This window comes from Kitasatospora sp. NPDC005751 (assembly GCF_040630835.1).
GTDB lineage: Bacteria > Actinomycetota > Actinomycetes > Streptomycetales > Streptomycetaceae > Kitasatospora.
Genome location: NZ_JBEXYC010000014.1, coordinates 94,713 through 106,622, shown reverse-complemented (window position 1 = coordinate 106,622; position 11,910 = coordinate 94,713). Strand labels below are relative to the sequence as shown.

14 protein-coding genes are annotated in these 11,910 nt (G+C 71.2%); 13 read left to right on the top strand and 1 reads right to left on the bottom strand.

The window, feature by feature from the left end; all coding sequences use genetic code 11:
- Positions 1 to 21: 21 nt before the first annotated feature.
- The 13 genes from ABZ497_RS16410 (at position 22) to ABZ497_RS16350 (ending at position 11,215) form a co-directional block, all read left to right on the top strand.
- On the top strand, positions 22 to 2,670 hold the full coding sequence (locus tag ABZ497_RS16410) for a bifunctional DNA primase/polymerase (protein ID WP_359805684.1): 2,649 nt from the start codon (positions 22 to 24) through the stop codon (positions 2,668 to 2,670).
- A gap of 361 nt (positions 2,671 to 3,031) precedes the next feature.
- Entirely contained in the window at positions 3,032 to 4,651 is a 1,620-nt protein-coding gene (locus ABZ497_RS16405; RefSeq protein ID WP_359805681.1) for a DEAD/DEAH box helicase, read from the top strand.
- On the top strand, positions 4,648 to 5,292 hold the full coding sequence (locus tag ABZ497_RS16400) for a hypothetical protein (RefSeq protein ID WP_359805678.1): 645 nt from the start codon (positions 4,648 to 4,650) through the stop codon (positions 5,290 to 5,292). The genes ABZ497_RS16405 and ABZ497_RS16400 overlap by 4 nt, the downstream gene beginning before the upstream one ends.
- 402 nt (positions 5,293 to 5,694) lie before the next feature.
- Positions 5,695 to 6,336, top strand: a complete 642-nt coding sequence (locus tag ABZ497_RS16395) for a sigma factor (protein ID WP_359805676.1) — start codon at positions 5,695 to 5,697, stop codon at positions 6,334 to 6,336.
- Positions 6,333 to 6,617 carry a hypothetical protein gene (locus tag ABZ497_RS16390; protein ID WP_359805673.1) on the top strand — a complete coding sequence of 95 codons (285 nt, stop codon included), beginning with the start codon at positions 6,333 to 6,335 and terminating at the stop codon, positions 6,615 to 6,617. The genes ABZ497_RS16395 and ABZ497_RS16390 overlap by 4 nt, the downstream gene beginning before the upstream one ends.
- Entirely contained in the window at positions 6,614 to 6,988 is a 375-nt protein-coding gene (locus ABZ497_RS16385) for a hypothetical protein (protein ID WP_359805670.1), read from the top strand. Before ABZ497_RS16390 ends, ABZ497_RS16385 begins: the two co-directional genes overlap by 4 nt.
- Positions 6,989 to 7,102: 114 nt before the next feature.
- Complete coding sequence (locus ABZ497_RS16380) at positions 7,103 to 8,131, top strand: hypothetical protein (RefSeq protein WP_359805668.1); 1,029 nt, start codon at positions 7,103 to 7,105, stop codon at positions 8,129 to 8,131.
- A 16-nt stretch (positions 8,132 to 8,147) separates the two neighbouring features.
- A complete protein-coding gene (locus tag ABZ497_RS16375; RefSeq protein WP_359805665.1) occupies positions 8,148 to 8,330 on the top strand; it encodes a hypothetical protein in 183 nt (60 codons plus the stop codon).
- Positions 8,331 to 8,486: 156 nt separating this feature from the next.
- The gene (locus ABZ497_RS16370; RefSeq protein ID WP_359805663.1) at positions 8,487 to 8,933 is read left to right on the top strand and encodes a hypothetical protein; all 447 of its coding nucleotides are present in this window, start codon (positions 8,487 to 8,489) and stop codon (positions 8,931 to 8,933) included.
- Positions 8,933 to 9,457 (top strand): hypothetical protein, encoded by a 525-nt coding sequence (locus ABZ497_RS16365; protein WP_359805660.1) that lies wholly within the window; start codon positions 8,933 to 8,935, stop codon positions 9,455 to 9,457. The genes ABZ497_RS16370 and ABZ497_RS16365 overlap by 1 nt, the downstream gene beginning before the upstream one ends.
- Complete coding sequence (locus ABZ497_RS16360; RefSeq protein ID WP_359805658.1) at positions 9,457 to 10,482, top strand: hypothetical protein; 1,026 nt, start codon at positions 9,457 to 9,459, stop codon at positions 10,480 to 10,482. Before ABZ497_RS16365 ends, ABZ497_RS16360 begins: the two co-directional genes overlap by 1 nt.
- A 222-nt stretch (positions 10,483 to 10,704) precedes the next feature.
- On the top strand, positions 10,705 to 10,965 hold the full coding sequence (locus ABZ497_RS16355) for a hypothetical protein (protein ID WP_359805656.1): 261 nt from the start codon (positions 10,705 to 10,707) through the stop codon (positions 10,963 to 10,965).
- Between the two features lie 37 nt (positions 10,966 to 11,002).
- Positions 11,003 to 11,215 (top strand): hypothetical protein, encoded by a 213-nt coding sequence (locus tag ABZ497_RS16350; RefSeq protein WP_359805654.1) that lies wholly within the window; start codon positions 11,003 to 11,005, stop codon positions 11,213 to 11,215.
- Between the two features lie 291 nt (positions 11,216 to 11,506).
- Here the strand turns inward: ABZ497_RS16350 and ABZ497_RS16345 are convergent, their stop codons facing one another.
- Entirely contained in the window at positions 11,507 to 11,803 is a 297-nt protein-coding gene (locus tag ABZ497_RS16345; RefSeq protein ID WP_359805651.1) for a hypothetical protein, read from the bottom strand.
- Positions 11,804 to 11,910 lie beyond the last annotated feature (107 nt).

Genomic DNA, 11,910 nt, shown 5'->3' with positions numbered 1-11,910 from the left:
TCCACCGAAGAGAGCTCCCAGTTGACCAGCAACACCGAGCAGTTCAGCGTGCGCGAAACCGCGCGCGAGCTCCACGACGCAGGCCTGTGCGTCCTGCCCATCAAGGCCGACGGCAGTAAGGCACCGTCCCTCAGCACCTGGACGCCGTACAAGATCCACCGTTCCACGCCCGAGGAGCACGACCGGTGGTTCCGTGCCGACCGGAACTCGGGAGTCGCCGTCGTCTACGGCGCCGTGTCCGGTGGCGTCGAGATGATTGAGTTCGAGGGGCACGCCGTCGAGGACGGGATGCTCGAAGCCGTCACCGACATCATGGAGGCCTCCGGCCTCGGCCCGGAGTGGGACGCCCTCAGCACCGGCTGGGTCACCAGGTCACCAAGCGGAGGACTGCACCTTCGGGTACGGGTCGCCGGCGCACCTGTGCCCGGCAATACCAAGCTCGCCAGCAGGCTGGCCCGCGAGGACGAGTACACGCCGGAGGAACGCCAGCGCCTGGCCGAGAAGCCGAACAGTCGCATCATCCGGGTGCAGATCGAGACCCGCGGCGAGGGTGGCTACGGCCTGGTCGAGCCGTCAGGCGGCACCGTGCATGCCACCGGCCGCCCGTACGAGCGGGTGGCCGGCGGTCCGGGCACCATCCCCGTGCTGAGCGCTGGCGTGATGGGCGCCATCCGGGAAATCTGCCGCATGGCCGACTCCTTGCCGAAGGTCGAGACTCCCCGATCGGCGCCCCGCGAGCCGCAGCCGCTGCCCGACGGCCGACTCCGCCCCGGCGAGGACTACGAGGCCCGCACTGACTGGGCGGACATCCTCCAGCCGCACGGCTGGTCGTTCGTCACCCAGCGGGGCAGCACCCGGTACTGGCGGCGCCCCGGCAAGGAGCGGGGGCTGTCCGCCACCACCGGCCGGGCCGCCGACCGCGACCGGCTGTACGTGTTCACCAGCTCGACCGAGTTCACCGCGGAGACCCCGTACACCAAGTTCGGCGCGTACAGCCTGCTGGAGCACGGTGGCGACCACAAGGCCGCCGCCCGGGCCCTGCGGAGCCAGGGCTATGGCGACGCGGCACCGCACCGCGGCCTCGCGCCCGTCTCGCACCTGCCCATGCAGCGTGACGCCCCGCCGATCGACGGCGCTCTCGCTATCCAGTACGACCCCCTGCAGGAACCCGAACTCCCCGAGGACCCTGGCCGCCCCGGGCCCCCCGAGGTCGACATCACCAACGAGGCCGACGGCCTCGACGGGCTGCTCGCGGTGATGGCCTCCAACCAGTTGCCGGACCTGTACAAGCGCTCCACTGGTCCGTGCTGGGTAACCAGCGACGACCAAGGCGACCCGCAGCTGGTGCAGCTCGGCACCGACAACCTGCGCGCCTACCTGGCCGAGCACGTCCAGACCTACACGATCACCGACGACAAGGAGACCGGAGGAACCAAGGCAGTCCGCGCGCTCGTCAACCCGCGGACCTGCTCCACCATCCTCGGCCGGCGCGACTGGCCGCTGCGAAAGATCACGGGGGTCATCACCTCCCCGGTGCTCCGCCGCGACGGCACGCTGATCACCGGACCGGGCTACGACCCGGCCACGGGCCTGTTCCTCCACCCCCGGGTGAAGGTACGCCGCCTGGCCCCCGAGCTGACCCCGGAGAGCTTGGCCAAGGCGAAAGACATCGTCCTCGGCCAGATGCTCGCTGACTTCCCGTGGCAGACACCCGCCGACCGCGCGAACTTCCTCGGCGCGTTGCTGACGCCGATCATCCGGCCGTACTTCGACGGCACCACGCCGATGTTCGTCATCACGGCGACTGCGGCCGGCAGCGGAAAGAGCCTGCTCAAAGACATCTTCCAGTACTGCTACGGCACCGCCTCTACCCCTTGGCCGGAGAACGACGCCGAGCTGCGCAAGGCCATCACGGCCCAGCTCTACACCACCGGCCAGCCAGTCGTCGCACTCGACAACCTGCCGAACGGCCACGTCATCAAGTCGCCGATCCTGTCGGCCTTGTTGACCGAGGAGGTCTGGCGGGACCGGGTTCTCGGCGTCACTGCGACGGTCAGCATGCCGAACGACAGGCTGTGGATCGCCACTGGCAACAGCCTCCGGACCGGCGGGGACAACGGGCGCCGCGTCTGGTGGGTTCGCCTCGACCCCGACTGCCCCGACCCGGACCAGCGCGACGGGTACAAGGTCGGCGACCTCCGACCCTGGCTCCGGGCGAACGCCTCAACCGTGGTGGCCGCGCTGGTGACGATGGTGCGCTCCTGGGCGGCCGCCGGCGCGAAGACCGTCCGGGTCCGCAAGGGCGACTACTCCGGGTGGGCCAGCCTCATCGCGGGCATCCTCGACCACCTCGGCGTGATCGGCTGGATGGCCGACCAGGACGATGCCAAGGCGCTCGACGACGAGGCCCAGGACTGGCGGATGTTCCTGGAGGCATGGCGGGATGCGTTCAACGAGCGGCCGGTCACCACCGGGGAGGCGCTCGGCGCGCTGAAGGAGTACGTGCCGACGATGCGCGACGACCTACCGAACGCGAAGCAGCTCGGTCACTGGCTGAAAAGCCGTCAGGGCAGGTACTACGGGACTCACAAGCTCACCATGGTGCCCGACTCGCACCGTAAGCAGAACCTCTGGCGGGTCGACGTGCACGCGGCAGCTGGTGCTCGGTGAAGAGCCCGGCACCCCGTCTGTGCGGATCTGCGGGAATCACAACCCCGCAGTCAGTGGGAATCCCGCAGCGCAGAGGAGGCCGCCCCACCAGCGCGGATGCGGGGATGCGGGGATCTGCGGGGAACTTCGGGCCCCACCCTCATGGGGCAGGGAACGCACCGTGCACTCGGACCGCATGGCACGGCAGGGACAGACCCCCGACCTCACTGCTCTTCATGTCTCGACCTGAAGAACATTCCGCAGAAACCCGCAAAGCCCGCAAAACACCAGCTCAAAGCCATTTTGGCTACGGATCCACATCCCCGCAGAGATCCCCGCAGCCTCCCCGCACATCCCCGCACCGAGCCAGGAAGGCGACCTCGTGACCGGCACCCTGATGCTCCGCCCCTACCAGACCGAGACCATCGACAAGCTGCTCGACGGCTGGCAGACCACCAGCAACAACCGACTCGCCGTGGTCCTGCCGACCGGCGCCGGGAAGACCGTCGTCCTGTCCCACCTGATCAGCCGCGTCCACCGGCAGACCGGCCGGCGGGCGCTGGTCATCGCTCACCGCGAGGAGCTCATCCAGCAGGCCGCCGAGAAGATCCGCGCTGTCGCCCCGCACCTGAAGGTCGGCATCGTCAAGGCCGGCCGAAACGAGCACCGGGGCGTTGACGTGATCGTCGCCAGCATCCAGACCCTGGCCGTGAAGAAGCGCCGAGCCGCGATCACCGGCATCGGCCTGGTCGTCGTCGACGAGTGCCACCACGCCGCCGCCGACTCCTACATCGAGGTCCTTGACCACTTCGGCGCCTGGGCCGGCCTGCCCGTCGCGGGCTTCACCGCCACCATGACCCGATCCGACGGCGGCCTTGCCGACGTCTGGCAGGACATCGTGTTCAAGCTCGACATCCTCGACCTCATGGCCAGCGGGTACCTGGTCGACGTCCGCGGCAAGCGCGTCGTCGTCGAAGGCCTCGACCTCGACAAGGTGAAGACCCGCGCCGGTGACCTTCAGGATGGACAGCTCGGCCAGGCCCTGGAGGATTCGGGCGCTGCCCAGTTCATCGCCGACGCCTACACCACGCACGCCGCCGACCGGCCCGGAGTGGTGTTCACCCCGACCGTGGCCACCGCGCGGCGCATGGCCGACGTCTTCACCGCCAGCGGGATCACAGCAGCCGCTGTCTGGGGTGACATGCCCCGCGACGACCGGGCCTCGACGTTGGCCCGCTACAAGGCGGGCGACGTTCAGGTGCTGACGAACTGCATGGTGCTCACCGAGGGGTTCGACGCACCGTGGGCATCGTGCGCGGTGATCGCCCGGCCTACGAAGTCGCCCGGCCTGTACGTGCAGATGGTCGGCCGGGTCCTTCGGCCCGCGGAAGGTAAGCGCGACGCTCTCGTCCTCGACGTCATGGGCAGCTCGACCCGGCACAAGTTGGCGTCGATCGTCGACCTCACCGGGCGAGAGGTCGGAGAGCTGGACGAGGACCAGTCCCTTTCCGAAGCCGCCGCCGTTCCGAACGTCCCGAAGCCGTTGGGCAAGGCACTCGCACTCGGTCGGTGGGAGGACATCGACCTGTTCCACACCTCCCGGATCAGGTGGCTGCGCACGGCCGCCGGCATCTGGTTCATCCCCGCCGGCGCTGCCTACTACTTCCTGCTGCCGTCACCGATGCCGGGGATGTTCCGCATCCGCCGCTGGACCCAGGCGCAGGGCGTCGAGACGCCGCCGAACGACCGCGACTTCGAGCAGGCCGACGCGATGCGCTGGGCGGAGATCGGCGCCCACCGCAACGAGGGGCGCGCTCTGACCCACAAGGACGCGTCGTGGCGTGTCCGGGCGGCGTCACCGCGGCAGCTCGGCATGGCCCGCTACCTGCGCCTGCGGATCGCCTCGGGGGCGAGCGCCGGAGAGGTGTCCGATGCCGTCGATGTCGTCCGGGCGTCGACCCTGCTCGACCCGCTGATCACCTCGAACCTCGCCGCCGCGTGACGGCCCTCCCCAGCACCATGGAGATCATCGTGAACTGCCTGTCCTGTGAGCGGGAGATCAGCAGCGGCTACCTCTGCGGAGGCTGCACGAACCGTGCGAACAAGCAGCTCGCCGAGCTGCCGCACCTCTACGAGGCGGTGAGCGCCTACCTTCGCCCGTCCTCCCAGCTGTCCGACCGGGTCGGTTCCGGCGGACGCGGGCCGGATGCGCCTCTGCCGGTCCGGGAGGACGCTCTCGACCTCGTAGGCCCGGGCGGCCTCGTCACGGTGCTGGAGACGTGGCGGCAGGCGCTGCACGAGGACGTGGGCCTTCTCTGGCCGCAGCCGTGGGGCGACTATCGGGGCCGGCTGCGGCGGGCCGTGGACGGGCTGCAGGCCCAGATGGACTTCGTCCGACGGGACTGGCCGCAAGCCGGGGACTTCGTCGGCGAAGTCCGGGACCTGCACGCGGCGGCGCGGTCGATCGTGGCTCCGCAGCAGCGTCCGCTGCGGGCCGGTAACTGCCCGGCCGTGATCGGGGGCGTCGTGTGCGGTGCCGTACTCCTGGCCCTGCCCGGTGAGCCGGTGCGCTGCCGCTGGTGCGAGGCCAGCTACCCCGCCGAATCCTGGCTGGAGCTGGCAGCGAAGACCACCGCCGCCTGAAATGGCGAAGGGCCCCAGCTTCTTGCTGGGGCCCTTTCAGTGCGGTGCCGCGGGCGGGTCCGGCCGCTCTGGGAGCTTCGCCCCGGACTCGCCGATGTACCAACGGATGAACGTACGCAGGACTTTCGACCGGTCGGCCTCAGCGTCGGGACCGTTCTCGACCGCCTGACCAAAGCGTTCCCAGAGCTCGTCTGACGTACGAAAGCGGCGGAGCCCGGTGGGCGCCCTGTCTGCCATGCGTGCCTCCTTTTGTGGCTACAGCGAGTCTCCCACAACGCTTGCGCTGTAGCCACACTGTGGCTACAGTTTCTTCCAGTGCCAAACAGAACGGCCCGACAGGGGTCTCTGACCTCCCCTGCCGGGCCTCACCGGAACCCCTTGCGTGAACAAGGAGACCCAGCTGTGAGCAATGCTCCCACGCTGTCGGCCGCGCCGACGCTCACCCCCCGCCAGCAGTTCGAGGCGATCTACCGTGCCCACTCCCGGCAGATCACCACGCACATCGCGGCCAACCTCTACCGCACCGACAGGCACCTCGCCGAGGACCTCACCGCCGAGACCTTCCTCCGCCTCTGGCGCGCCATCACCGACGGCCTGCAGATCGAGCGGCCCCGCGGCATCCTCAACACCATCGCCGGCCGCGTCATCGCCGACCACTTCCGCCGCCCCCGCAGCCACGAGACGCCCACCGACTTCGCCGCCGGCAACCACACCGACATCCCCGGCGCCGCCAGCACCACCCCGCACCTCGCTCCGCTCCTCGCCGAGCTGGAAGAAGCGAAGGACCGCCTCGCCCAGGCCGCCGCCGACTACAAGCTCACGGACCGGCGCCACAAGATCGCCCTCGCCGCCGTCGCGAACGCCATCAACCCGGACGTCATCGCGCGGGCCCAGATCCGCCTCGGCCGCGCCATCCTCCTCCGCGACGCCGCGCTCTCCGACTTCCGTGCCGCCGGCGAGGCCGTCACCCGCGCCCGAGCCCAGTGGAACAGCACCGCCGCTAACGCCGCCGGCACGCACCTCGCCCTGGTCGGCGCCCGGTGACTCGCCGCCCCATCCTGCCCGCGCACCTCAGCACCAGCCCGCTCCACCTGGTCCTCCAGCGCTACGGGCTCTCCACCGACGCTCCCCAGGACGTCCTTCTCGCCACCCTGCTGCGATTCGCTGCGAAGGTAGAGCGGAAGGCCTCGCCGTGGGACGCCACCGGGCCGGACCTCATCGGCACGTCGGCCTCGGCCCACCTCGCCGCCGGCGCCTACAGCGTCCACGTCGACATCTGGATCGACCGCTACACGCCCCAGCCCGTTCGGGGGCCGAAGTGGTGACCAGCAGGACAACCCGGGTTCGACTCATCGACGGCGCCACCATCGCCGTCGCCGAACCGCACTGGTGCCTCGGTCAGCACGAGGACGGTCTCGACCTCGTGGACCTCAGCCACAACAGCGCCCAGACGACGTACTGCGTCGACACGGAGCGCGGCCCGGCCGAGCTGTTCCACGCGCTCGTGTCGCAGGCCCCCTACTCCAGCCACACCGTCGAGCGCGTCACCAACGTCGCCGTCTACCTGGACCACGACTACCACCGGTTCCGGGACGCCGCCGCGCTGTTCGCCCTCGCCGACCAGATCGCCGAGCAGGCTATCCAGCTCCGCCAACTCGCCCGACAGCTCGACGAGATCCACCACGCCGGCCAGTAGGCCGCCCCTCACCGGCGGAAGTGCCAGCGCGAAGCGCCGTGGTCACCGCCGTACAACTGCCCGGGCCGAGGTGAAGACCGCCCTCAGCCCGGGCCACCACACCCCGGAGCAGCCATGCCCATCCTCACCCGCACCGTCCTGTGCGAGCGCCCCATCACCTGGACCGCCCCCGACGGTACCGTCCGCACCGACACCGAGACCTACCCGGTCCAGGTCCCTCGCGACTGGCGGCGCGCTGGCCTCACCACCGCCATGACCGGCACCGGCGCGCTCCTGGTCGCCGCCGTCGCCTGGTCCACCGCTTCCATCGGCGACCTCCTCGCCGGCGCCGTTCACCCCGTCATCGCCTACAGCGCCGCCGTCGCCTTCGACGCCGCCTGGATCATCTGCATGATCTTGGAGTGGCTGGCCCGCGACGAGCCCGCCAAGGTCTCCGCGCCCCGCACGTTCGGCTTCGTCGCCCTGATCATCGCGATGATCGCCGTCTGCACCCACGGCTACCTCTCCGCCGCCGATCACGCCCTGGCCACCGGCGTCATCGGCGCCGGCATCTCGGCCCTCGCCAAGGGGGTCTGGAGCCTGGTCATCAGCCACACCGCCAAGCCCCTGTCACCCATGGCCAGGACCTGGGTGCGCGAGCGCCGGGAGCTCGTCGACGCGGAGCTTCTCGACGCGCGCCTCGACGTCGAGCTGCTGCGGGCCCGCGCCCAGGTTGCCTCGTTCCGCGCCGCGTACGCCGCCGCGCCCGCCACCGAGCCCATCCCGGACCCGGACAGGCCGTCCGGCCGCCCCGCTCCCATCTCGCCGACTGTCCGGTCCGCTGTCCGTGCGGCCATCGCGGTCAGCCCGGGCGCCTGGCCCGAGGACATCGTCGAGCAGCTCGCCCGCATCGGGATCGAAACCGACGCGGACACTGTCCGCCTGCTGTCCGGACAGCAGGCGGACAGGTCGGACAGCAGGTCAGGGGATGTGCTGACACTCGTGCCCCACAGCCCGGACGACACCATCACGGACACGGTCAAGGCCGCTGTCCGGACGGCCGGACCGGATCTCGACGCTGTCCTGTCCGCTGTCCGCCGCGTCCACGGGCCCAACGTCAAGCGCGACACCGTCCGGCGGCTCCTCGGCCGCGCGGCCGGGTGAAGGGGAGATCCCGCTGATGTTCGGTCGCTCCCGTTCCGAGTCGAAGCCCAGCACGCGCACCGAGACCCCGGACCACGTCGACCGCGACGGCCGCACCTGGACCGGCACCGACTACGACGAGGCCCGCGCCAACGGCAGGCCCGTCTTCGCCCCGCGCACCGACACCAGCCGCTCCTGGCTGGGCCGCCGCTCCTCCTGACCGCCCCCGGGCCCCGGCCAGCACCGGCCGGGGCCCCCACCTGACCTGGAGATACACCGTGATCGGCACGCTGATCTGCCTGGCCCTGGTCGTCGGCGACGGGGCGCTCGCCTGGTACTGCATCCGCCTCCTCGTCCGTGGCGAGGGGTGGAACCGATGACCAACCCCCCTCCCCCCCGGCCCGCTTACGCCCCCACCCCGGGCCTGGTCACCAACACGTGGCACACCCCCGGGCAGTGGCCGGCCCCGACCGGCACGGTCTTCGCCGCCCCGGCCGCCCCGATCCGGGAGCTGCCCGCCGACCACCACCAGACCGTCGACTGGGTGCGGGTACGGCGCGCGGTCCGGGCCTGCTGCCGCCCGGCCGTCCTCACCGGCCTGGCCCTGTCCCCGGTTTGGGCCCGCTTCGCCTCGGACCTCGCCGAGAGCCGGGGCCTGCTCGCCGTCACCGGCCTCGGCTTCATGGCCGCCGTCTTCGCGGGCATCGCCGAGGCCTCCGGCCGCAGCCACCGCGCCATCACCATCGTCGTCCTGGTCGCCGCCGGCGCCGGGACCATCCAGCTCCTCCCCACCGCCGTCGCCGCCGCACTCATGGAGAACTGATGGACATCATCGACTTCACCCACGTCGTCACCCGCGCCGGGAGCGCGTTCGGCTTCACGACCATGGCCGTCACCGGCATGACCGTCTACTACAGCCACGGCCGCACCCTCCACGCGGTCAAGCAGCGCTCCGTCTGGGTCCCCTGGGCCGCCAGCGCCGGGACGATGATCCTCGCCTCCTCCGTCAGCGGCGGCGTGGTCGGCAAGGTCGGCGCCGGATTCACCGGCACCGGCGACAAGGCCGGCGCCGCCGTCGGCAGCGTCGCGCTCGGCCAGAGCGGCGCGGCGTCCGTCGACCTCACCGCGACCGAGGTCCTGTCCTACTCCGGCTCCTGGCTCGCCCTGACCGGCGTCATCGGCCTCGGGCTCTACGTCTACTTCGCCAAGTCCTGGAAGGAGAGGGCGTTGGCGCTCTCCGGCGCGGTGACCGGCGCGACGTGGGGCCTCGCCTCCTCCATCGGCGGCTGGGCCGCCATGGTCGGCGTGCCGCTCGTCTCCTGGCTCGGGGACACGGTGATCGGCTGATGGCCACCGACACCACGACCACGACCACGCCCACCCCGAAGACCGGCACGCCGCCCACCCTCGCCCGCACGGGCGCCGGCGCCGGACACATCGCCGTCGCCGTCGCCCACTGGGCCGGTGGCCACACCATCGGCGCGGAGGAGATCACCCGCCGCATCGTCAAGGCCCGCGCCGAGGCCCACGCGGCGGCCGTCGCCGAGCACGGCCGCCAGGCCCGCGCCGCCCACAAGCGCGCGCAGCGGCTGCGGCGCCGCGCTGAACTCAACGGCGGTCTGGTCGCCGCCGACCAGACCGCACTGGTCGCCGCCGACCACGAAGCGGCCCGCCACGACGCCGCGATCAGCGCACTGGGCGAGTTCGCCGTGCCGATGCTCGACCCCGGACAGGTCCGGCACTGGCGCCGCCGCGTCGTCGCCGTGCGGTGCGTCGCGCTGACCCTGCCGGTCGGCGCCGTCGTCGCAGGCAGCTGGCTCTGGTCCGGCACCGTGTTCCTGTTCTCCGTCGTCGGGGGAGTGGCCGCCTGCCTCGCCCGCGGCGACAAGCCCTTCGAGCTGACCGTGCGGCCCATCCCCGCCGAGCTCATCGCGGCGACCCCGCTCGTGCTGCCCACCGTGGCGGCCGACGTCGTCGACGCGGTCGAGCCGATCGCGGTCGACACCGGAGCGTGGCGAGAGGAACTGCGGCTCTACGTCGAGCACGCCGTCGCCCACGCCGACCTCGACGGCCTCACCGGCGTCCACGTCGCCGACCTCCTCGCCGGACTGCAGTCCAGCGCCCGCCACCTCGGCCAGACCAGCAAGACCTTCCCCAGCGTCCTGCGAGACGCCGGGATCCCCGTCCAGGTCGTCAAGGTGCGCGGCGTCGGCGCCCTCGGCGTCCGCTACGACAAGCTCGGCGAGGCCCTCGGCCACCAGCCGCGGCTACCCTCCCACCTCGTCCCCGACCTCACCGACGACGACGTGCACGACGACCACCAGGAGCCGGGGGAGTACCACTCCCCCGCTCACCGAGCCGCCGCAGGGTAGCGGTAAACACGCAGGCCACGCGTTTACCGTTTACCTTTACCGCCCCGTTTACCGCTCCCCGAGAGGGGATGTGGATCATCACCCGGAGCCCCCGTCAGCCCCCGCTGGCGGGGGCTCGGTCGTCGCTCCGACTGGTCGCCGTGGCCCGCTCCTCCCGTTTGCCTGACGGGACTGCCACGCACGCGAAAGGATGCCGTCGCCACTATCGAGGAGAGCACGCACATGGGACTCATCAACAAGGCCAAGGGCAGCTCCGCCGGACGGGAAGCCGCCCAGGCCTACGCGGACGGCGCCGCCATCTTCATGTACAAAGCCATCGAGGCCAACATCAAATCAATGACCACCGGCTCGATGCCCGGCATGGCCGAACAGATCCAGTCGATCGAGGCAGCAGGCTGGATACTCCACCACATGGCAGTGGGCGAAGGAAAGGCGCTGGGCGGCGAACGCATCGCCGTCGTCATGCTGTTCCGCCGAGCCTGACCAGACCTCATGTAGGGGCGTCAGGCAGACTGATCAGGTGGAGTACCTCTCGCTTCCCCCCGGCTACCTCACCACCAGCCTCGCCGCCGAGGCCGCCGGCGTCGCCCCCGCAACCATCCGCGACTGGGTCCGCCGCGGCATCCTCACCCGCTGCGGCGGCACCCCGAAGCGACCCATCTACCGGGTCGCCGCCGTCCATGCCGCCCGCCACGCCGCCAAACCCAACCGGCCAGGCCAGCGAGCTGCTTGACAAGATCGAACAGGCGCGCCACGATTTGAGCGGTGCCGCATGCCCAGAAGCAGGCGGACACAGACACACCCAGGGCCCCGCGGCCGAGCAGCAGCCGCAGGGCCCTCGGCATTCTCCCGGCAGCTCCGCTGCCCCTCAGAGGTCCCAGACCCGTTGCCGATGCTCTCCACAACTGTGTGACCGCGGCGGCGGCTGGGATGCGGTATCCGCGAGGACCGTGACGGCGCCCTGTCCTAGGCAACAGGGCGCCGCTCAGCCTTCAGAGACGCCCGGCCGCTGCACGTCCGACCCCTACTTCACCAGCGGGCCCTCGCCCACCCCGGCCTCCGAAGATGCCTGCTCGCGCGGCTTCGCCACCAGACCACCCGCTACGGCCGCGACCCCGCCAACCAGCAGGAGCCACGAAGTCCCCTGGCGCTCGCTGATCTTCGCTGAGCACGACGCCGGCACGTCCCTCGACGCGAAGCTGGACTCCTTCGGCGACCACGGAGACCCGCAGTCCTCGCCCGCCGGATACAGCCCCATCGCGAACCCCCCGGCCGCCAGCACCAGACCAGCCACCACCACGCCCTGCGACACCTGAGACACCACAACTCCCCTCGCTCGACAGGGCGCACAGCCTAGAGGCAGGTGATCACCATGGCCAGACGCAGAGCACGCACCGTGTGCACCGTGCCCGGCTGCCCCGAGATCAC